Consider the following 20,649-nt stretch of genomic DNA (forward strand, 5'->3'; position numbering starts at 1 on the left):
AATGACCGACGACCCAGACGACGTGTCCACACGGGATCCCGACGACGACCCCCTTCGTTCGCCACCGGACGAGCGGTCGCTCCCCGAGCTGCTCCGGTTCGGCGTCGTCAACGTCGACAAGCCGGCCGGTCCGTCCTCCCACCAGCTCTCCGCGTGGCTCCGGGACGCGATCAACGACACGTTGGCGACGATCGACCCGGACGGTTCCCGGATCGACGGCGTCGCCCACGCGGGAACGCTCGACCCGAAGGTGACCGGCTGTCTCCCGACGCTCACCGGCTCCGCGACCCGCGCCGCACAGGTGTTCCTCGAGGGAACCAAAGAGTACGTCTCCGTGCTCGAACTCCACGCGGAACCGCCCGCGGACCTCCGGGACGTCGTCGCCGAGTTCGAGAACGAGATCTACCAGAAGCCGCCGCGGAAAAGCGCCGTGAGTCGCCGGCTGCGGACGCGAACGATCCACGAGCTCGACCTGCTGGAGATCGAGGGTCGAAAGGGACTGCTCCGGATCCGGTGTGAGTCGGGGACATACGTCCGAAAGCTCTGTCACGACGTCGGCCTCGCCGCGGGCGTCGGCGCACATATGGGCCACCTCCGGCGGACGGCGACGGACCCGTTCGACGACACCGACCTCCACACGCTTCACGACCTCACGGACGCGCTCGCGTGGGCGGAAGAGGGCGACGACGGGTACCTCCGCGACGTCGTCAGGCCCGCCGAGGACGCCCTCGTCCACCTCCCGTCGCTCACGATCGCGCCGTCGGCCGCCCGCAACGTCGCGACCGGCGCACCCGTCTACGCACCGGGCGTGATCGACGGCCCCGCACCGGCGAACGTCGCTGACGACGACGACGACGAGACTGCGAGCGACGACGGAGCCGACGGACCGCTCGTCGTCTGTCACACGCCGAACGGGTCCGCCGTCTGTCTCGGTCGACTCGTCGGCGATCCCGACGCCGATTCCGGCGTCGTCGTCTCGTTAGAACGGGTGCTGCTGTGACCACGCCGAAACGAAGTCCTTAATTACGGGACTCTCATTGTTCCGAGTACAGTACGGGACCGTGGGGTAGTGGTATCCTCTGCGGATGGGGTCCGTAGGACCTGAGTTCGACTCTCAGCGGTCCCATCTAGTTTTGTAACGAATCCGATAAATAGCAGCGAGAGCACCCTCTCGCGCCCCAAAACCGCATTCGGGGGGTCGCCATGATCCGCCTCCAGAGCGGATCCGGCCACCAACGCAATTGTGACAACTGCGGATGTCACGTCTCCGATAGATTCGCCGCCGTCTACGGTGACGGCCAGGACCAAGTCCACCGCTGTTTCGCCTGTGACTGCTTCCGCCGGATCACTCGCGGCAGCGCCGCCGGCGACACCGCAGTGAGAGGCGGGAGCGACTGAGCGAGGCGCAGAGCAAGGCGCGCGAGCCGTCGCGGCTGGGGCTTTGCGGGCGGTCATCGCAGAGTCGTCGATCAGTTATAAATGCCCGCCGACAACACTCACATTCGACTTATAAACAACCACGCCACCGATCTGGTACACCTGCTCCCGCTCTCGATCGCCGCTGTGTCCGTACTGACCGCGATCGGAACCATATATGTCAAATATTGGGCAGTTCAACGGAGCCGATTCCTCGTATTCAGTCCCATCGTATTCACTCCCATCGCGTTCAGTCCCACCGCGTTCAGTCCCAGAACGACTGCGTGCGCGCGTACTCACGCTCCTGTCGCAACACGTCCCGGTAGAACTCCGTCTCGTCTTCCCGGAGTCTGTTGATGATCCGGGCGGCGTTGTGCGGGCCGACGCCGCGGGCCGCCATCGCGATCACGGCCTGCTTCCCGTGTGTCTGGACGAGACTCGCCGCACGGTGGGCGCGCTCGGTCAGTCTTTCCTGCTCGTCGTCCTTCTCAGTCGCACGGACGGCTGCGACGGTCTCCTCGTCCCACGGGTTCAGCGAGGCGATCCGCGTCGATCCGCACACGGGACACTCCGGGTGCTCACGGACACGACGGACCTTCGTCGTCCGCTTCCAGTCGTCACAGTGGAGACACGCGAGGATCACTCGGTCGTTTCGGATCCGTTCTCTGACCGTTTCGATCACGCTCGCGTCCGCGTTCTCGGGGACGAGGAACTCCGTCCCGGCCGATCGACCCGCGGTGCCGAGCGGCGTCCGCTCACGGGCGGTCGCGAGCGACAGGTCGCCGGACCGGACCCGTTCGAGGACGGTCGCGGTCGCCGCGACGTCGAGGTCGGCGTGGAACACCTCCCGGAGCGCCTCCTCGAAGACGGGTGTGCCCTCCAGCGCCGCCAACAGGCGGTCGCCGCCGAACCGCCCGCGTCCCTCCCGGTAGCGCTTGATCGTCCCGAACTTCGCGGCGACCTGCGCCAGCGTGAACTTCAGCACGTCGGAGTTCTTCAGCGCCAGTTCGAGATACGCTTCGAGGTGGTCCGGGTCGGTCGTCTCCAGAATCTCGACGAACGTCCCGAGGTCGACGCCGGCGGGTACCTCGAAGCCGATCCGGTACGGGTCGACCTCCATCCCGACCGAGGAGCCGGTTCGCTGACCGACGAGCGCCGCGAGCAGTCGGGCGAGCGTCTCGTTGACCTCGTGGCCGAACGCTGCGTTCACCGCGACCGTCCGCGCCTGTCCCTCGATCACGATCCGCTCGTCGGTCGGTACCGGATGTCCGGCCTCGACGTGTTGCTCGACGGGTTCTAACGCCGACGCGATCGTCCGCCGATCGACGGGATATCGCTCCGTCAGGTTCGCGGCGACCGCCTCGCGGGTGCTGCCGGCGGCGAGCGCCTCGGCGGCCTCCCCACGGATCCGCCCCACTTCCTCGGCGACGGGTTTCGGGACGGGAATCTCCTGACCGACCCAGGAAGGGATCTCGCCGGTCGGGTCCGCGATCGGCGTCACGTTCACGCGCTCCTCCTCCTCGTCGACGTCGGTGATACGCCACATCTCTCCGCGCTGGACGAACGTCTCGCCCGGCCCGGCGAAATTCACCACGAACCGCTCGTCGAGCGTGCCGATCCCGCGCCGCGAGGACATGTCGTACACCTCGTACGTGGACTCGTCGGGGATCATCGAGAGGTTCGCGTAGAAGTACTGCCACGTGCCGCCCGATTTCGAGAGAGTGTCCGACTCCTCGTCGAGCCACACCAGCCCGTTGCCGTCGAGCTCGCGGACCACCGCCTGGAACGCCGGCTCCGAGAGGTCGCGGAACGGGTACGCATTCGTGACCGTCTCGTACGCTTCTCGAGCGCGAACGTCCCCCTCGTCCATGACGAGCCCGACGACCTGGTTCGCGACCGTGTCGAGGCTCCCGTGATGGATGTGCGCCGGCTCGACGAGTCCCGCCTCCGCCCGCCGGGCGATCGCCATCGCTTCGAGCGTATCGTCGCCGCCCTGCGTTACGACGGTGCCCTCGGAGACCAGATCACGGCGATGGCCGGCACGCCCAACCCGCTGGAGGAGCCGGGCGACCTCCCGCGGGCTCCCGTACTGGACGACGTGATCGACGCTGCCCACGTCGATGCCGAGCTCCATCGAGGAGGTACAGACGAGCCCGTCGATCGCACCGCGTTTGAATCGGTCCTCGACGTCGACGCGGACGTCCGTCGACAGGGAGCCGTGGTGGATCTCGATATCGACGGGGGCCACCCGCTCCTCGTGAGTTGACTCCCGCGTCCCGTCGGCGAGCGTCTTAAACCGCGACCCTAGGGCCTCGGCAGTCTGTCGCGTGTTGACGAAGATCAATGTCGACTCGTGTTCACGAACGATCTCGCGGATCGTCCGGACGTGGCTCGCGACCGTCTCGTCGGCGGCGAGCTCGCCGGCGAGCCGCGAGTCCGCGGCCGTGATCTCCGGATCGACGACGCGCACGTCGGTTCGGGTTCCGGCGGCGACCTCGACGATCTCGAACTCGCGGTCGCCGTCACGCTCCGGATCGCGTCGACCGCAGCCGACGAGAAAGCGCCCGACCTCCTCGGGCGAGCCGACCGTCGCGGAGAGGCCGATCCGCTGGAACGGGCCGGCGACTCGACGGAGGCGTTCGAGCCCGATCGTGAGCTGTGCGCCTCGCTTCGCGGAGGCCAACTCGTGGACCTCGTCGACGACCACGTGTTCGACGTCCGCGAGCGCCGCGCGCATCTTCGAGCCCGTCAGGATCGCCTGCAGGCTCTCCGGTGTCGTGATGAGCACGTCCGGCGGGTCGTCGGCCTGCGTGCTCCGCTCGTACCGCGTGGTGTCGCCGTGGCGGACCGCCACCTCGACGTCGAGCCGGTCGCCCCACCACGCCAGCCTGTCCATCATGTCGCGGTTGAGCGCGCGGAGCGGCGTCACGTACAGCGCCGAGATCCCCGGGCGCGGAGCGTCGCCGGGCGCGTCCCGAGCCGCGACGAGCCGATCGAGGACGGGCAGCATCGCCGTCTCGGTCTTTCCGGTTCCGGTCGGCGCGAGTACGAGGGCGTTCCGGCCGGCGGCGATCGGCGGGATCGCCTTCCGCTGTGGCTCCGTCGGCGTCGTGAACCCCCGTTCGGAGAGCGCCTCCCGCACGGTCGCTCCGAGGTGCGTGAACGCGTCCATTCCCGAGGTGTCCGGCATCGATCGGAGTACGGTCGTGACCCGATTAAGCTCGTCGGCCGACGGGTTCGCACCGAACTCACGGGTCGGGGTTTTTATCCCACCTCGCGACCAACTCGGGGGTATGAAATCGACGAGGAAGGCGTTGCGCGACGGTGACCTGTTCAAGGACACCTACGAGCGGCTCAACTGTGCGGCGTGCGAGATGGTGTTGAAAAAGCGGAACGACCCCGACGAGGTGTTCTCCGTCCGCAGCTGTCCGGAGTGTGGTGTGGAGTTCAAGGAGCTCCGGTAGCGTCGCTTCTCCTCGTCCGTCTCTTCTTCCCGTCCGTCTCTTCTTCCCGTCCGTCTCTTCTTCCCGTCCGTCTCTTCTCCTCTCAGTCGTCACTCGAAGACGGCATCGAACGCGCCGGCACCGAGCGGATCGAACGTTCCGGCGGCGACGTTCTCGCGGACGTGTGCGACGTCGCTCGCGCCGACGAGCGAACAGGTGACGCCCGGTGCGCTCCGCGCGAAGTTGAGCGCGCGCTGGGCCGGCGTCCCGCCCGATAGCTCGGCGTCGACGCCGTCCGGGATCGCGCCCGGCACCGCGAGGTCTCCCTGTGCGATGCTCGCGCTCGTGAACACCGATAGGCCGGCGTCGTGTGCGAACTCCAGCGTCGAGACGGGGGTGCTTTCGTCGACGCTACCGTCCCTCGCGTCCGGCGTTGACGACGCCGGTCGATGGTTCGCTCGGGTGAACGCGTCGGCCATGGCGACGTTGAACGGGAGCTGGATCGCCTCGAAGCCGTGACCGTCGGCCGGCCCGACGGACCGTCCGGCCGCCTCAGCGCGCGCGAGTATCTCCGGGAGCGAGAGGAATCGATCGTCGTCCTCGGGGACCCTGAACGCGTCCCACGTCGCGACGCCGTAGCGGCCGATATCACCCGCCAGCCGGCGGCGCTCCAATCGCTCGAACGCCGCCTCGATCGCGTCGTACACCTCCTCACGCGAGCGGACGGCACGTTGGGTCTCCGGGTTGTGGAGGTAGTAGCAGTCGATCGTATCGAGCCCGAGACGGTCGAGGGAGCGGTCCAGCGACCACTCGACGTACTCGGGGGCGAGACAGTGGCTCCCGCCGACGAGGTCGTCGACGTCGACGATCCCCGGCTCGACGAACGCCTCGCGGACGTATGATGCCGGATCGTCGGGACGGTCGCCGTCGAACGGGAGGAATCCACCCTTGGTCGCGACGACCACGGCGTCGCGATCGATCGGCGAGTCTCGAATTGCCTCGCCGACGACGCGCTCGGACCGGCCACATCGGTAGTTCACGGCGGTGTCGACGACGTTGACGCCGGAGCGGAGCGCGAGACCGATCGCCTCGCGGTAAGCGTCGTCGACGGCGTTCGTCGGTGCGCCGAGGTACGTTCCCAGTCCGACGCTGGATATCACGCCGGGCCCGAACCGGCGGAAATACGTCCGCCCGAACGCGTCGCCGAACTCGTTGCGGTAGTTCCAGAGGGCCTCGCGGGTCGCCATCGATACCGTTCTCGAGGGCTTCACCAGTAAAAGAACGGTGGGATCGGCACCGATCGCGTGATGAAGCGTCGAAGATGTTATATATATACAGTAACGTCGATCGCTTGAGTATGTCTCACAAAACGAACAGACGATCCGTTCTGAAAGGGCTCGGAGCCGCAGGAGCCACAGGGGTCGCCGTCGGTCTCGCGGGATGCGCGGACGACGGCGGCGACGCCGATGCGATGGTCGGCGTGTTGCAACCGGCGACGGGTGATCTCGGCGATCTCGGTTCGCCGATTCAGGACGCCGGGGCGCTTCCCGGAATTCAGCTTGAAGACGAGGACGTCCCCTACGAGATCGACATCAGACGCGAGGACACGGAGACGGAGCCGGAGGTCGGCATCGAACGGGCACAGGCGCTCGTCGACGCCGGTTATCCGTCGATCACGGGCGCGGCGTCCTCGGGCGTGACCATCGCGGTCGCACAGGACGTCCTGTTCCCGGAGGAAGTCGTCGGTATCTCGCCGGCGAGCACCTCGCCCGCCATCACCGACATGGACGGCCGGTACCTGCTTCGGACCTGTCCGACGGACGCGCTCCAGGGGGTCGCGGCCGCGGAGCTCGCCTACGAGGACCGCGGCCTGGAGACGGCCTCGACGTTCTACCTCAACAACGACTACGGGCAGGGGCTCAACGACGCGTTCGTCGAGAACTTCGAGGGGCTCGGCGGTGCGGTTCAGGAACAGTCGGCGTTCGAAGCCGAACAGCCGTCGTACGACTCCCAACTCGAGGTCGTACTCGCGGACGACCCGGACCTGCTGTACGTCGTCGGCTACCCCGACAGCGGCGAGCAGATCTTCCGCGACTTCTACGAGAACTTCGACGGCGACGACACGGTCGTGATGGTCGCCGACGGGATGCAGAGCAACTCGCTGCCGGGCGACGTCGACAACCCGATGTCGAACGTGATCGGTACCGCGCCGGCGGCTGCCGGTCCCGGTCGCGACACGTTCGATCAGCTGTATGACGCGGAGTTCGGCCGAGATCCCGGCGTGTTTACCGCGCAGGCGTACGACGCGACCGCGGTCCACCTGCTCGCGCAGTTCCGTGCGGACGAACTCGCGGGACCCGCCGTCAGCGACCAGGTTCGCGAGGTCGCGAACCCGGGCGGCGAGGTCGTGACTCCCTCGACGCTCGCGGACGGTCTCGACTTGGCCGCCGACGGCGAGGAGATCCAGTACCAGGGCGCGTCCAGCGCGATCGTGTTCGACGATAACGGCGACCTCGACGCCGGCGTGTTCGACGTCTTCGAGTTCGACATGGACGGGTTCACCGTCACCGGGCAGTTCGAGCTGTAGGACGGCGGACTGCTCCCGGTCGACCGGATTCGATTTTTCCAAACGACGTGACCGTCACGGGCGAGTGTCGCTCCCGCGAAGCGTGTCGCCCCTCACAAGCGGCCCCGTCACCCGCCGAGGAAGTCCCGTCTGACCTGTTCGTCGGCGAGCAGCGCGTCGCCGTCGTCCTCGTACCGGTTCTGCCCTTGGACGAGTACGTAGCCGCGGTCACACCGCCTGAGCGCCTCCTTCGCGTTCTGCTCGACCATGAGGACCGCCGTGCCGTCCTCGTTGATCTCGTCTATCCGGTCGAACATCTCGGCGACCAGGTCGGGCGCGAGCCCGGCGCTCGGCTCGTCGAGCATCAACATATCGGGATCGAGCATGAGCGCTCGTCCCATCGCGAGCATCTGTTGTTGGCCGCCGCTCATCGTCCCCGCCTTCTGACCTCGTCGCTCTCGTAGGATCGGGAACCGATCGAACACGCGCCGAACGCGCTCCTCGGGCACCTCGTCGAGGATGTACGCGCCCATTTCGAGGTTCTCCATCACCGACAGCGACGGGAACACGTTGTCACTCTGTGGGACGTAGCCGATTCCGGTCCGAATGATCTGCTCCGGCCGGATGCCGTTGATCTCCTCGCCGTCGAACTCGATCCGCCCGCCCATATGCGTCGTCAACCCGAAAATCGACTTCATCACCGTCGACTTCCCGGCCCCGTTCGGGCCGACGATGGTTACGTACTCCCCCTCGTCGACCGTCATGTCGACGCCCTCGAGTATCTGGAGGTCACCGTATCCCGCATCGAGTCCGTCGACGTCGAGCAGTGCCATCAGATGTCACCCCCGAGATACGCCTCGATGACCTGCTCGTTCGATCTGATCGTCTCGGGCTCGCCCTCCGCGAGCACCTCGCCTTGATGCATCACTACCACGTGTTCGCAGTGTTTCATGATCACGTCCATGTCGTGTTCGACGAGCAGGAAGCTGTACCCCTCCTCGCGGAGGTCGTGGATCCGCTCGAGCAGCTTCCGCTCGAGCGAGGGGTTCACGCCCGCCATCGGTTCGTCGAGCAGGAGCATCTCCGGCTCCGTCGACAGCGCGCGGGCGAGCTCGAGCAGCTTCCGTTGTCCGCCCGACAGCGTGCCCGCGTACTCCTCGGCGAGATGATCGATCTCGAAGAACTCCAGGGTCTCCCATGCCCGTTCGCGGAGCTCCTCCTCCTGTTCGATCACCTCGCCGCGTGCGATCGGCGCGACGGACCGCCAGATCGACTCGCCGATCTGTCCTTTCGGGCCGAGCATCACGTTCTCCAGCACGGTCATCTCCGGGAGCTCACGGGCGATCTGAAACGTTCGTACGAGCCCGCGGTTCGCGATCCGTTCCGGACTCCTTCCGGTGATCTCGTCGCCGTCGAAGACGACCGATCCCCCGTCCGGTCGATGAACGCCAGTGATGCAGTTGAACGTCGTCGACTTCCCTGCCCCGTTCGGGCCGATGAGGCCGGTTATGGACCCGCGCTCGACCTCGAAGCTCGCGCCGTCGACCGCGACGATACCGCCGAACCGCTTCTCGAGGTTCTCCACGCGAAGGACCGGATCGCTCGAGCCCGTGGCGGTCCCACCAGTCGCGGTCGTGTCCTCGGTCGACGCGGCGTCCTCGGAGCTACTCATCGGAACCACCTCCGTCGCGCCGCGAGAGGTCCGTCGCGGCCGCGATCTCCTTGCGATCGCCGAGCAGCCCCTCCGGCCGATAGATCATGACGAGCACCAACACGACACCGATCATGATCCACCGTATCTCGTCGAGGCTGCCGACGAAATACCCCACGAGCGGCATCGGATCGAGCGCGGCGAGCTCGACGAACGCGTCGTAGATCGTCTGTGGCGACCGGACGTCGAGGTTCGTCCTGAGTATCGTCCGGACGAACCGGGGTCCTTCCCAGAGGAACGCGGCGAAGACGAACCCGCCGAGGACGCTCCCGGTGTTCGAGCCGGCACCGCCGACGATGAGCGCGACGAAGATGTAGAACGTGACGATGGGCATGAAGCTCTCGGGGGTGGCGAACGACCGGCTGCCGATCCAGAGGATCCCCGCGAGCCCCATCAGCGCACAGCCGAGGGTGAACACCTTCACCTTCGCCAGTTGGGTGTTCTTCCCGAGCGACCGGGCGACGATCTCGTCTTCGCGGATCGATTTTAATATTCGCCCGAACGGCGACCGGGCGATCCGGTACAACAGGAGATAAAAGAGGACCACGAACCCGATGATAACGAGCGCGTACAACAGTCGGTTGACGATCGATTCGGAGACGCCGACGACGCCGCCGATCCCGTAGAGGACGTCACCGATCACCTCGACGGCGGAGAACTCGAGCAGCCACGGGATGACGGTGTCGACGGGGGTGTACCGGATCCCGCTGCCGCCGCCGGTGCCGTAGATCCGCTCGCCGACCTCGATCTGTCGGAGGCTTCCCGAGGTGATCGACAGCCGGACGATCTCCGAGAAACCGAGCGTGATGATCGCGAAATAGTCCGCACGGACTCGCAACGCGGGCAGCGCGATGACCGCGCCGACGAGCCCCGCCGCGATCGTCCCGCCGATCACGCCGATCGGGATCGGGAGACCGAAGCCGGCCGGCGTGCCGCTCGGGTCCGCGGTGAGGACGGCCATCGTGTACACGCCGACGGCCATGAATCCGGCGACGCCGATGTTGAACAGCCCGGTGTATCCCCAGTGGAGGTTCAACGCGAGCGTCAACAGCGCGAACACCGCCGCGAAGAACGTCACCGTCTGGAGGAATCCGGCGGTCTCGTTGACGGAGACGCCGGTGAGGAGTCCGAGCACGCCGAACGCGACGTATGTGACCAGCACCGTTGCGGCGATGAGGAGGAGATCTCGCTTCCAGCCGAACGACTCGGTGTCGATGAAGCCGTCGAGACCGTCCCACAGCCGATCGCGAACGCCGGCCTCCTCGGCATCGCTCGCGTCGCTCATGCCGTCTCAACACCTCCGAACAGGCCGTCCGGCTTGAAGATCAACACCAGTATCATCAACGTGAACGCCGCCACCTCGTTGAGGTCAGAGGGGATCCAGATCAGCGAGACGTTGATCGTGATCCCGACGATCAGCGAGCCCGCCAGCGCGCCGTAGATCGAGCCGATACCTCCGAGGATCACCGCAGCGAACACCAAAAGCAGGAGGAACCAGCCGAGGTTGATCGTGATCTGCGATTGGTCGAGCACGATGAGATAGCCGGCGACACCGGCCAATCCGGCCCCGATCGCCCACGTCGCCGTGATCACTCGCTCCGTGGAGATACCGGTCACCATCGCCAGATCGCGGTTGTCCGACATCGCTCGCATCGACTTTCCGAGCTTGGTGTACTGCAAGAGGAGGTGGACGGCGACGATCAACACGAGCGCGCTCGCGACGAGGGTGAGCTCGTGGAGATTGACGCGTTCGATCGGGAGCCATGCCGGCTCCCAGAACGGGGCAGACGCGACGACGCCTCTGGAGTCCTGCGTGTACACGATCGCGATGACGTATCGGAGCGCCAGCGCGATGCCGACGCTCGCGATCAGCAGCGTGATCCCGCCGGCGTCACGGAGCTTCTTGAACACCGCTCGGTCGATGGCGAGCGCAACGAGAACCGTAAGTACCGCGGCCGCGATCACGCCGATGACGATAGCCAGCGGCGACGCGACCACGTCCATTCCCAGCGCGCCGGCCTGTGCGCCGCCGTCGGCGTCGAGAAGCAGTCGGCTGCCGAACTCCGCAGCGCCGATGCCACCGATCAGGTACGCGACGGTCCAGCCGCTGAACGCGCCGACCGTCAGCAGTTCCCCGTGCGCGAAGTTGGCGAATCGCAGAATGCTGTAGGTCATCGAGAGCCCGATCGCGGCGAGCCCGATGTACAGCGAATCGACGATTCCGTTCCACAACAGCGACCCGAACTGGGATGCCGGAAGATCGCCCGTCGTCACCCGTCGGAGAAGATCGACCCCCAAAAGTGCGATCCCCGCCAGGAGGAGGAAGCCGAACAGCTCCTGTGCGGTCGGGTTCAGTACCCGTTCCCGTAGCCGTGATACGTTCATTCGTCTCACGATACCGCTCGGGGCTGATATAGTTCACGCTGTATCGTCCCGCTCACGGACGGCGGCGGTACGCGGCTCCCGGGGATCGCGCCGTCTCCGCTCCGAGACAGGTGCCCGTCGAGATCGAGTCGAACTACCGTTCGTCCGAGTCGAGCACGCGGATCTGGTCGCCGCGGACGGTCACCGGAATGGGGACCGTCGCCTCGTACAGCTCGACGGTCACCTGGTCTTTGCCCTCGTCGATGCGCTGCACGCGCGCCTTCTCGCCTTTGAACGGGCCGGCGATGAGCTCGACGATGTCGCCCTCGGCGATCCCCTCGACGTCGGGGGTCGGCGAGAGGAAGTGCTCGACCTCCGAGAACGGGCTCTCCGCGGGGCCGTCGGCACCCTGAATGACGCCGCGGGCGTGCGGGATCTCGTCGAGGATCCGTGCGAAGACGCTCCCGTCGGAGGCCTCGACCATCACGTAGCTCGTGAGCTGGTCGGGCGCGATGACGGCGTGGATCTCCGGCATCTCCTTTTCCGCGAGCATGTCGGCGACGGTGCGCTCCTGGCTCGCGGTGGTTTTGACCGAGAAGATCGGCATTACGCGCCGACCCCCGGCAGGAGGCTCATGATCGAGAAGATCAGGAAGCCGATGAAGCCGACGAGGAGGATCCCGGCACCGGCGATCTTCGACACCTGGAGGAACTCGTCGGTGCTCGGCGTGCTCGCCAGCTTCAGCACCCGAATGTAACTGTTGAGATCGTACGGAACGTCCATGTTACGACCGGCTTCGAGACGAGACGGTTTTTACCTTTTGATGCGGAACCGCCGCCGAACCCGCGCGGTTCGTGGCGCGACTCAGTCGATAGCGACGGGATCCGCCGCGAGGGAATCGCGGTCGTCGAGTATCGCGACCGTAGCTAGTCGGATCGCGTGGGGCCAGCCGAGCGGCGTCGCGCTGTCGGGCGTCCCGTCGTCGAACAGTTGCTCCGGGAGGTAGCTCGTCGACTCACACAGTGAACCGTCGGGCGAGACGTGCGCGAGCAGATCGCGAGCGCGTCGCGCGAGCCGATCCGCGCGCGGGTCCTCGTGATCCGCGAGCAGGACCGCGAGCTCCGCGCAGGCGTTCGCGCCCCACGCGGTCGACACCGTCCACACCTTCTCCGAGGCCTGTCCGGCCTGTCGCCAACCGTCGGTCTCGTACCGGATCAGGCCGGCGATCTCGTCGCTCTCGTGTGCGAGCCCGTCGACGACCGTCTCCACGTGCGAAACCAGCCGGTCGAGCCGATCGCCGTCGACGCCCTCCTCACCCGCCGCACGCGCCAGCGCGTCGAACGAGCGGTGGGCCGCCGGAAGCGACAACGTCGCGGAGTCGAGGCGGTCGTCGAGGTGCCCCTCGGCCGTCTCGCGAAGCGCGTAACAGCCGCGATCGCCCACCCACAGGTCGTCCAGCGCGTCGTACACCTCTCGGGCGCGGATCGCGGCGTGGGTAGCCGGCTCGTCGATGTCGCTCCCGTCGGGGGACACACCCTCCGCGTCCAGCCCGCTCCCGTGTCGCGCGAGGTCGCTGTACGCCTCGATGAACGTCGCCGTCGTGTGGGTGAACCGACCGGCCATGTCCTCCCACGCGTTCTGACAGACGATCGGTCGACCGTCCTCCGCGAGCGTCTCGTCGAGTCCCGCCAGCGCTCGAACGAGCGTCTCGTCGAGGTCGTCGACGTCGACGCCGGCCCCGCGCGCCCGCGAGAGGAACGAGATGACGCTGCCGGTCTGGTCGGCTTGGTAGTCGACGTCCGGGCCGTCCTCGATGCGTGCGTTCGCCCAGCCGGGCGCGAGCGCGCCGTTCCGCGGCCAGACGCGGTGTGGCCACGATCCGTCCGGTCGCTGTGTCTCGACGTACATCCGCGCCGATCGGGCGTGCCAGTCGTCGAGGCCGACGCCGAGCCGCTCGTCCGCGTCGAGCAGGAACGTCGAGATCTCCGCGTCGTCGCGGAACCACGTGTAGCCGTAGCCGCCCGAGTGCTGGTAGTGCGGATCGAAGTCGGGGCCGGCGATCCGGAGGCCGGTGTCGGCGGACAGCAGCGAGAGCACGCGCAGATCCGCGGTGAGGGTCTCGCACTCGGGGACCGACTCGGGCAGCGTCGGCAGCGAGTCACTCGCGGCGTCGACCAGCGCGTCGCGGTCGTCGAGCTCCGCGAACAGCTCGTCGAGGCGCGCACGCGCCTCCTCGCGGGTCGTCTCGGACCGGTCGGTCAGCAGCGACCCCACGATCGCCGAGCCCTCCTCGAAGGGGATCTCGGCGATGACCTCCCCGGAGAGCCGTTCCCCCCCGTAGCGCTGGCCGGTGCGATCTCGTGGGAGGTCGAGCGGCTCCGGATCGAGCAGTTCGGGGACCGTCATCGGGAGCTGGCCGCCGAGCGCGGAGAAGCCGGTCGCGCTCGCGAGGAAGTCGTGCTCGTCGACGTGGTACACCTCGACTGCGTCGTCGTAGCGGAGCTGTCCGACGCGGTTCTCGCGTCCGTCGGGCGAGAACACCGCGTACACGATCATCGAAAGGTCCCCCACGTCGGTGCCGTCGTCGCCGTTCGGCTCGACCGTCGCGTGCGTGACGTGTGCGTTCCCGACCGTCAGATCGTGTCGTTGCACCGTCGCGACTCCCGTCTCGTGGACCGTCTCCACCAGCGTCGTCTCCCCGACGTATCGCTGTCGGGTCTCGACCCCGTCAAGCCACGTCACGTCGCCGTCGACCGCCAGCCCGAACCGGGCACGCGTGAGTCCCGACCGGCCCGTGAGGGGGTAGCCGAAGTCGCGGAGGCGACCGCCGCCGTCGACGTGGACGAGCCGGCCGTCGGCACCCGTAAACCGGCCGTCCACGGTCCGTCGCTCCCCGGGAAATCGGGTTTCGTGACCGCTGTAGCGTTTGTGGTCGTCGATCGCGTCGCGGAGTTGCATTAGTCGGACGGTCGCTCTCGCGCTGTATCAATTTTTGGTGTAATTATCATTCATTCATATATAGCGAGGAAAACGCTCAAGCGGACCCGGGTTCGGATGTGCGTATGCACGAACCCGGGCCGCCGCGGACGACGAGCGTCGGCGAACCGATCGAGTTGGCCCCGCGGAACCCCGACCCGGCGGGCGAGTACGCGTGGGAGGTCCGGGACAGTCCGGCCGGTAACGACGCGGATTCCCTTCTCCGAGCCGGCGAGACGACTCGCTCCGACGACCCCGTCGTTCACCTCGATCCCGACGTTCCCGGTACGTACGTCCTCGCCCTCCACGCGCCGGACGGGACACACCGCCAGCGCGTCCGCGTCTTCCCCGACGAGCGACTGCCGACCGAGATCCGCGTCTCGGCGGACGACCTCCCGATGCCGGCCGATCCCTCGCTGTCGGCCGATCCCTCGATGCCGGCCGATCCCTCGATGCCGGCCGAGGATCGGACCCCTCGCGTCGACCTGCTGTGGCCCCACGACGACAATCTGATCGGTCGCGATCGCTTCGACCGCGAGGGCGACGAGTGGGTCCACCGGACCCGAGTTCCGCCCGGTCGTCACGCGTTCGGTGTCGTCGTCGACGGCGAGATGAACGACCACTACCGGTCCGTCCACGAGGTCCCCGGCCCCGGACGCCCGACGGCGTCGCTGTCGTGGGGTCTCGAGGGAGCGGCACTCCGCCTCGCGGTCAACGTCGGCGTCCCGCCCGGATCCGGACTCGACCCGGACGACGTCGCCGTCGAGTTCCTCGTCGACGACCGAGACGCCGACCCGGAGACGGTCGACGCGATCGAGGAGTACGCCGACGGCCACACGCTCACGGTTCCGAGCGCGGTCCTTCCCGACGACGTCCGGATCCACGCGGTTCCGGTCGCCGAACGATACGGCGCGATGGACGCGATCCGGATCGAGCGTGAGAACGGGACGACGGACGGGGTCGCCCGCGGCGAGCCGTCGATCACGGTCACCGACCCGCACGCGCGACCCGACTGGGCGGCCGCACCGACGATATACGAGGTGTTCGTCCGGTCGTTCGCGGGCGACACGCTCCCGACGACGTTTCGGGAGATCGAGCGACGGATCCCGTACGTCGAGAGCCTCGGCGTCGACGTGCTCTGGCTCACCCCCGTGCTGGCCTCGCCGACCGAACACGGCTATCACGTCACCGACTACGCCGAGGTCGCCGCCGACCTCGGCTCCCGCGAGGCGTTCGAATCGCTGGTCGACTGCTGTCACGACGCCGGGATCCGCGTGGTCTTCGATCTCGTGATCAACCACACGTCCCGGGACCATCCGGCGTTCCAGATGCACGCGGCGGGCGTCGACGCGTACCGCGACCACTACCGCCGGACGGACGGCGCGTTCGACGTCACCGACACGGACTGGGCCGAGCTCGACCCCGGCGACATGCCCGAGCACTACTTCAACTGGGGACGGATCCCCAACCTGAACCTCGACTCGCCGACGGTCCGCGCGTGGCTCCTCGACGTGGTCGACGAGTGGGCCGCCGTGGTCGACGGGTTCCGCGCCGACGTCGCGTGGGGGATCTCCCACGGGTTCTGGAAGGAGGTCGCCGACCGCGTCCCCGACGACTTCCTGCTGCTCGACGAGACGATCCCGCACGACCCCTTTTACGGCGAAGGGGAGTTTCACCTCCACTACGACTCCTCGCTGTACGGGACGCTCCTCGACATCGGGGCGGGCGACGAGCCCGCCGATGCGATCGCCGACGCGGTCGACCACGCGTCGTGGCTCGGCTTCGAGGATCCGAGCGTCCAGATGCGGTACGTCGAGAACCACGACGAGGACCGGTACCTCGCGAGGTACGGGGAGGCGGCCCAACGCGCCGCGGCCGCGGTGACGTTCACGCTCCCGGGCGCGCCGATGGTCTACGCGGGACAGGAGCGCGGCAACGAGACGCCCCGCGGCCCGCTCCGTTGGCACGACGGCGACACCGCGCTCACCGACTACTACCGCTCGCTGTCGGCGCTCCGGGACGCGGAACCGCTCCTCCGCGAGGGCGGGGTCGCGTTCGACGGTCCGGCGGACGACGTCGTCGTCGATGGAGCCGAAACGTCGGTGACCGCGTACGTTCGGACGCCCGGTCTCGGAGCCGAACTCGGGGACGACGCCGATCGGCTCCTGATCGTCGTCAACTTCGCGGAGACGCCCGCGACGGTTCGCGTTCCGGACGGCTTCGATCGCGACCTGTTCACCGGCTCTCCGGTCGACGACAGCGAACTCGCCGTCGCTGACGTGGCCGTCCTCCGGTGAACCAAGCCACGTAGCCGCGGTGCGCTTCGGACCGCGCTTTCGGAGGGTCGGTCGGAACGACCGGAGTGCAGTCGTCGACCGGAGTGCAGTCGTCGACCGGAGTGCAGTCGTCGACCGGTGTGCAGTCGTCGACCGGCATGCGTCGCCGTGCAGTCTACTCGTTTCGCTGGTCGTACTTCGCGACGGCGCGGTCCGCACGCTTCGAGATCCCGTTCGGGTTTCGCGCCGGCGAGCGATCCTTCGCGCGGGCGATCATACCGTTGGAACTACCGGTGGCAATACCGTACACGACGTCGCGGCCGTGACCGACCCATCCCGACGGGGTCGCCTCCCCGCGAACGACGTCGCGTGCGACCGCGGCGGCGTCGGTCGCGGCGTGAGTGGCGGTTCGTCCGAACACGGTCGGGTGGATCCCGTAGTTCTTCAACAGTCGATACGTCAGCGCGCGATACTTCCAGCCCCAATCGCGGGACTCGCGGCCGCCGTCAGCCGCCGTCCGGGTCGGTCGCTCCTTGCTGACGTGGAGCCCCGGTTCCCACACCACGTCGTGGCCGGTCCCCGCGAGCCGATGGGCGACGTCGCGCGCGCCGCCCGTGTGGAGGTACTCGTCGAACCCGTCCAGATCGCGGAGCGTCTCGCGTCGGAAGACGACGTTACCGCCCGCAAAGTACGTCACGTCGCGTCCGGCGATCGTTCGGTGTTCGGGGGCGTCCTCCGTGCGCTCGTCGTGAGCATCCGCCGCTTCGGACTCGCCGTCCGCGCTCTCCGCACGAACCGGTCCGGTGACGACGTCGCCGTGATCCAGTCCGTTCACCGCGGCAGCGAGCCACGACTCGCCGATCCGGTTGTCGTAGTCGACGATCGCGATCGCGTCGCCGGTGGCGACCTCTATTCCGGCGTTTCGGGCGACGTTGACGGTCCGATCGGAAGTTTCCACGAGCACGTCGACGTCGTCTCGGTCCCGCACCATCCCGGTGGTGCCGTCCGCGGACGGGCCGTTCACGACGACCAGTTCCGCGGCGGGCGCGTGAGCCGCCAGCGCGTCGAGGCAGGCGGCTAACCGGTCCCGACCGTTGAGTGTCGGGACGACGACCGAGAGGTCCATACGGGCGTTGTCGTCCCGAAGATGTAAAAAGGGCTCCGTCAGCGCCCGCGACGCGTCGCTGGCGGCTCGAACGCTGTGACCGGCCGAGAACGACGGATCGCCGTCGCTAGACGGTGAGGTAGTACACTTGCTTGCGCGCGTCCTTGAAGCTGTATCTGGAGTCGACGAGCTCCTGCTCCTCCAGGCGGTTGAGCGCGTACCGGACGGTCCGGTCGGGAAGCAGCGACTCGTCGGCGAGCCCGCCCTGCGAGAGCGGGGCGTCACCCTCCAGTACCTTGGCGACGAGCTTGGCGCTTGGCGGCAACTCACGCAGGCGGTCGCGGTACTCGGTCTCTGATAGACGTTCCTGGTCAGGGGCTTCCACGGGACTGGTACTCATATTCCGGAAAACCCTCTTCCGAGTGGTAAAGGTTGGCTACATATGGGGGAATCCGATTGGGATAATATAAGGTAATAATATCATGTGTCGATTGAAAACTATACTGATCATTCATGCTGCTGAACGCGTGTTGCCGGCGTGGTTGGCGTCCGTCGTTCGCCCCGTTCATATCCAGTACGGTTTTGGTCGTCCGGAATGGATGACGGAACAACGTGAAGGGACAGGACTGGTATCAGGCCGACGAGGTCGCGGAAGAGTACGACGACGTCCGGTTCTCGGGCGGTGGGATGCTCATCGATAACCGCGAGAAGGAGGCGGTGCTCTCCGCGCTCGGACCGATCGAGGAGGGTCACAGAGTACTGGAGGTCGCCTGCGGTACCGGCCGATTCACGACGATGCTCGCGGATCAGGGTGCCGACATCGTCGGCCTCGACATCTCCCGCGAGATGCTCGAACAGGGTCGAGAGAAGGCGAAGGAAGCAGGGTTATCCGACACCGTGGCGTTCATGCGCGGCGACGCCTCGCGGCTCCCGTTCCCCGACGACCACTTCGATTCGGTCGTCGCGATGCGCTTTTTCCATCTCATGGACGATCCGATCCCGTTCATGAAAGAGCTCCGCCGCGTCAGCAACGACCAGGTGTTCTTCGACACGTTCAACCGTCGAAGTCTCCGGCTGCTGTACACGTGGCTGCTGCCGATGGGCTCCCGGCTGTACTCCGAACGCCAGGTCATTGAGATGCTGCGTGCGGCCGATCTCACGCTCGCCGGCGAGGAGCACGACTTCGTGTTACCGTACGGTTTCTACCGAGAGCTCCCCGGCGCGATCGCGACGCCGTTCCGCACGCTCGACCAACTCTTCGGACGTACGGTTCCCGGAGACTACGTCGCGTCCGTCTCCTACTGGAACGCACGCGTCTCCGAATAACGTTCTCCCCGGCGCACACGCCGGGGTAACGATCGGCAGACCGAACGTTCGATCGACCGGTCGTGTCGACGGCTGATCGGGTTCGACCCTCAGATCTCCTCTTCTACGATCTCACCGACGGCGAAGTTGGACTTCACTTCCGTCACCTCGATCTTCACTCGTTCGCCGACCTCGGCTCCGGGAACGATGATGACGTAGCCCCGCTCGACGCGAGCGATCCCGTCGCCCTGCTTCCCGAGGTCTTCGATCTCGACGTAGCGCATCTCGCCGGGTTCGACAGGGGGCTGTGGACCGTCGCTCGACCGTGAGGGGGAGCTCTCGGCGTCACGGTCCGACGACGCCTCACCGTCGGATCGGGAGATGAGAGCGACACGATACGTCTCCCCGGGGTCAATAGCACCGGTTTCGATCTCGCGGCGCGGTATCTCGACGACGTAGTCGTCGTCGTCCTCGCGGACATCGGCACTGAACAGACAAAGGAGTTTCTCGGAGATTTCCATAGTAGACTCCGCCGTCACGTACAGAGTGATCGATAATAGTTGTACCGCTGACGCCACGCGACCGCCGTCGCGTCCGGCTCGTCGATCACTCCTCGTCGATCGGCGTTCCGTCCCCCCGCTTCGGTCCTTCCGAGTCGAAGACGACGACGTCGCCCTCGGTCCGATCTGACGCGTTCGGGTCGTACGAGTTTCGGACCCCGATCGCCTCCTCGAGCTCTCGGATTGCACGCTCTTTCAGCGCCGCGGCGAGCTCCTCGGCGTCGGCTCGGTCGATGTCCAGTCCGAGCCCCTCACACTCGTGTGCGCGAACCATCCCCGCCCCGTCGACCGCCTCGCCCATCGGCTGGCTCGTCCCGCCGAGCGCGACGCTGAACGGGTAGGTCCGACAGACGAGCGGTCGGTCGTCGTGAACCGAACAGGCACCTCGGCCGTCCGTCTCCTCGTAGAACGTACAGTCCCCGCAGTCGTCGGTCGCGATCGCCCACTCGAACGTCTCTCCTGCCGGGTCGCCGTCCCTCCCCTCGTGGAGGCCGTAGGGCATCGGTCGAGCGACGTCGCGCCAGTCGTACGGCTCGTCGAACGTCTCGCTTGCGGCCGCGGTGAGGTCCCGAACCTCGTCCGGGAAGACGGTCGCGGTGTGTGGTTCCCGTTCGGGGTCGCCGTCGTTTCTCCGCTTGCCGGCTTCGTCGCCGCCGTTATCGCCGCCGTCGCTTCTCCGCTCGCCGGCTTCGTCGCCGTCATCGGATCCGGTCCCCTCGCCGATCTCGTAGCCCGTACAACACGCCCCGCAGCGTGTACACTCGAAGCCGATCGCCTCGATCGCGTCGGCGAGGTCCGCGACCGCGAGCTCGCGAGCACGATCGAGTTCCGCTTCGAGCGTTTCCATGTCCTCTTCGAGGGTCGGCCGCCGGTTAACGTCGTTCCTTTTCGGCGCGATTCGACCGACACGACCGCGGGCAAGCGGAC

General features: G+C 67.1%; 19 protein-coding genes and 1 tRNA gene. 7 read left to right on the forward strand and 13 right to left on the reverse strand.

Annotated features, from left to right (window positions below; all coding sequences use genetic code 11):
• Nucleotide 1 precedes the first annotated feature (1 nt).
• The 3 genes from ACNSN7_RS13175 to ACNSN7_RS13185 all read left to right on the forward strand — a co-directional run bounded on the left by ACNSN7_RS13175 (nucleotide 2) and on the right by ACNSN7_RS13185 (nucleotide 1,398).
• Entirely contained in the window at nucleotides 2-1,000 is a 999-nt protein-coding gene (locus tag ACNSN7_RS13175) for an RNA-guided pseudouridylation complex pseudouridine synthase subunit Cbf5 (protein WP_418282762.1), read from the forward strand.
• A gap of 55 nt (nucleotides 1,001-1,055) precedes the next feature.
• Nucleotides 1,056-1,126 (forward strand) — tRNA-Pro (locus ACNSN7_RS13180).
• A 77-nt stretch (nucleotides 1,127-1,203) separates the two neighbouring features.
• Nucleotides 1,204-1,398, forward strand: a complete 195-nt coding sequence (locus tag ACNSN7_RS13185) for a DUF7563 family protein (protein WP_418282763.1) — start codon at nucleotides 1,204-1,206, stop codon at nucleotides 1,396-1,398.
• Nucleotides 1,399-1,681: 283 nt separating this feature from the next.
• Here the strand turns inward: ACNSN7_RS13185 and ACNSN7_RS13190 are convergent, their stop codons facing one another.
• Nucleotides 1,682-4,606, reverse strand: a complete 2,925-nt coding sequence (locus ACNSN7_RS13190) for a DEAD/DEAH box helicase (protein ID WP_418282764.1) — start codon at nucleotides 4,604-4,606, stop codon at nucleotides 1,682-1,684.
• Nucleotides 4,607-4,709: 103 nt separating this feature from the next.
• On the opposite strand from ACNSN7_RS13190, the gene ACNSN7_RS13195 reads away from it, so the two are divergent.
• Nucleotides 4,710-4,880 (forward strand): HVO_0758 family zinc finger protein, encoded by a 171-nt coding sequence (locus tag ACNSN7_RS13195; RefSeq protein ID WP_418282765.1) that lies wholly within the window; start codon nucleotides 4,710-4,712, stop codon nucleotides 4,878-4,880.
• Nucleotides 4,881-4,969: 89 nt separating this feature from the next.
• On the opposite strand, the gene ACNSN7_RS13200 is transcribed toward ACNSN7_RS13195, so the two are convergent.
• Entirely contained in the window at nucleotides 4,970-6,106 is a 1,137-nt protein-coding gene (locus ACNSN7_RS13200; RefSeq protein WP_418282766.1) for an aldo/keto reductase, read from the reverse strand.
• Between the two features lie 110 nt (nucleotides 6,107-6,216).
• Between ACNSN7_RS13200 and ACNSN7_RS13205 the strand changes: the two genes are divergently transcribed.
• Nucleotides 6,217-7,446 carry an ABC transporter substrate-binding protein gene (locus tag ACNSN7_RS13205; protein ID WP_418282767.1) on the forward strand — a complete coding sequence of 410 codons (1,230 nt, stop codon included), beginning with the start codon at nucleotides 6,217-6,219 and terminating at the stop codon, nucleotides 7,444-7,446.
• A gap of 107 nt (nucleotides 7,447-7,553) precedes the next feature.
• On the opposite strand, the gene ACNSN7_RS13210 is transcribed toward ACNSN7_RS13205, so the two are convergent.
• The 7 genes from ACNSN7_RS13210 to ACNSN7_RS13240 form a co-directional block, all read right to left on the reverse strand.
• On the reverse strand, nucleotides 7,554-8,258 hold the full coding sequence (locus ACNSN7_RS13210) for an ABC transporter ATP-binding protein (RefSeq protein WP_418282768.1): 705 nt from the start codon (nucleotides 8,256-8,258) through the stop codon (nucleotides 7,554-7,556).
• Nucleotides 8,258-9,097, reverse strand: a complete 840-nt coding sequence (locus tag ACNSN7_RS13215) for an ABC transporter ATP-binding protein (RefSeq protein WP_418282769.1) — start codon at nucleotides 9,095-9,097, stop codon at nucleotides 8,258-8,260. Before ACNSN7_RS13215 ends, ACNSN7_RS13210 begins: the two co-directional genes overlap by 1 nt.
• On the reverse strand, nucleotides 9,090-10,421 hold the full coding sequence (locus ACNSN7_RS13220) for a branched-chain amino acid ABC transporter permease (RefSeq protein ID WP_418282770.1): 1,332 nt from the start codon (nucleotides 10,419-10,421) through the stop codon (nucleotides 9,090-9,092). The genes ACNSN7_RS13215 and ACNSN7_RS13220 overlap by 8 nt, the downstream gene beginning before the upstream one ends.
• Complete coding sequence (locus tag ACNSN7_RS13225) at nucleotides 10,418-11,521, reverse strand: branched-chain amino acid ABC transporter permease (RefSeq protein WP_418282771.1); 1,104 nt, start codon at nucleotides 11,519-11,521, stop codon at nucleotides 10,418-10,420. The genes ACNSN7_RS13220 and ACNSN7_RS13225 overlap by 4 nt, the downstream gene beginning before the upstream one ends.
• 133 nt (nucleotides 11,522-11,654) lie before the next feature.
• Nucleotides 11,655-12,107 carry a transcription elongation factor Spt5 gene (locus ACNSN7_RS13230; protein WP_418282772.1) on the reverse strand — a complete coding sequence of 151 codons (453 nt, stop codon included), beginning with the start codon at nucleotides 12,105-12,107 and terminating at the stop codon, nucleotides 11,655-11,657.
• Nucleotides 12,107-12,283: a protein translocase SEC61 complex subunit gamma gene (locus tag ACNSN7_RS13235; RefSeq protein WP_418282773.1), complete on the reverse strand. Its 177-nt coding sequence runs from the start codon at nucleotides 12,281-12,283 to the stop codon at nucleotides 12,107-12,109. The genes ACNSN7_RS13230 and ACNSN7_RS13235 overlap by 1 nt, the downstream gene beginning before the upstream one ends.
• A gap of 81 nt (nucleotides 12,284-12,364) precedes the next feature.
• Nucleotides 12,365-14,458 carry a DUF7997 domain-containing protein gene (locus tag ACNSN7_RS13240; protein WP_418282774.1) on the reverse strand — a complete coding sequence of 698 codons (2,094 nt, stop codon included), beginning with the start codon at nucleotides 14,456-14,458 and terminating at the stop codon, nucleotides 12,365-12,367.
• 104 nt (nucleotides 14,459-14,562) lie between these two features.
• Here ACNSN7_RS13240 and ACNSN7_RS13245 point away from each other — a divergent pair, with 104 nt between their 5' ends.
• Complete coding sequence (locus ACNSN7_RS13245) at nucleotides 14,563-16,773, forward strand: alpha-amylase family glycosyl hydrolase (RefSeq protein ID WP_418282775.1); 2,211 nt, start codon at nucleotides 14,563-14,565, stop codon at nucleotides 16,771-16,773.
• A gap of 154 nt (nucleotides 16,774-16,927) precedes the next feature.
• On the opposite strand, the gene ACNSN7_RS13250 is transcribed toward ACNSN7_RS13245, so the two are convergent.
• Both ACNSN7_RS13250 and ACNSN7_RS13255 read right to left on the reverse strand, forming a co-directional pair.
• Nucleotides 16,928-17,878: a glycosyltransferase family 2 protein gene (locus ACNSN7_RS13250; RefSeq protein WP_418282776.1), complete on the reverse strand. Its 951-nt coding sequence runs from the start codon at nucleotides 17,876-17,878 to the stop codon at nucleotides 16,928-16,930.
• A 106-nt stretch (nucleotides 17,879-17,984) separates the two neighbouring features.
• Complete coding sequence (locus tag ACNSN7_RS13255) at nucleotides 17,985-18,257, reverse strand: MarR family transcriptional regulator (RefSeq protein ID WP_418282777.1); 273 nt, start codon at nucleotides 18,255-18,257, stop codon at nucleotides 17,985-17,987.
• Nucleotides 18,258-18,469: 212 nt separating this feature from the next.
• Here ACNSN7_RS13255 and ACNSN7_RS13260 point away from each other — a divergent pair, with 212 nt between their 5' ends.
• Nucleotides 18,470-19,183: a class I SAM-dependent methyltransferase gene (locus tag ACNSN7_RS13260; RefSeq protein WP_418282778.1), complete on the forward strand. Its 714-nt coding sequence runs from the start codon at nucleotides 18,470-18,472 to the stop codon at nucleotides 19,181-19,183.
• A gap of 89 nt (nucleotides 19,184-19,272) precedes the next feature.
• Here ACNSN7_RS13260 and ACNSN7_RS13265 read toward each other — a convergent pair whose 3' ends face one another.
• Together ACNSN7_RS13265 and ACNSN7_RS13270 are read right to left on the reverse strand one after the other, a co-directional pair.
• The gene (locus ACNSN7_RS13265; RefSeq protein WP_418282779.1) at nucleotides 19,273-19,683 is read right to left on the reverse strand and encodes a TRAM domain-containing protein; all 411 of its coding nucleotides are present in this window, start codon (nucleotides 19,681-19,683) and stop codon (nucleotides 19,273-19,275) included.
• 85 nt (nucleotides 19,684-19,768) lie between these two features.
• Nucleotides 19,769-20,569: a YkgJ family cysteine cluster protein gene (locus ACNSN7_RS13270; RefSeq protein WP_418282780.1), complete on the reverse strand. Its 801-nt coding sequence runs from the start codon at nucleotides 20,567-20,569 to the stop codon at nucleotides 19,769-19,771.
• Between the last annotated feature and the right edge of the window lie 80 nt (nucleotides 20,570-20,649).

This window comes from Halorubrum rarum (assembly GCF_048380895.1).
Classification (GTDB): domain Archaea; phylum Halobacteriota; class Halobacteria; order Halobacteriales; family Haloferacaceae; genus Halorubrum.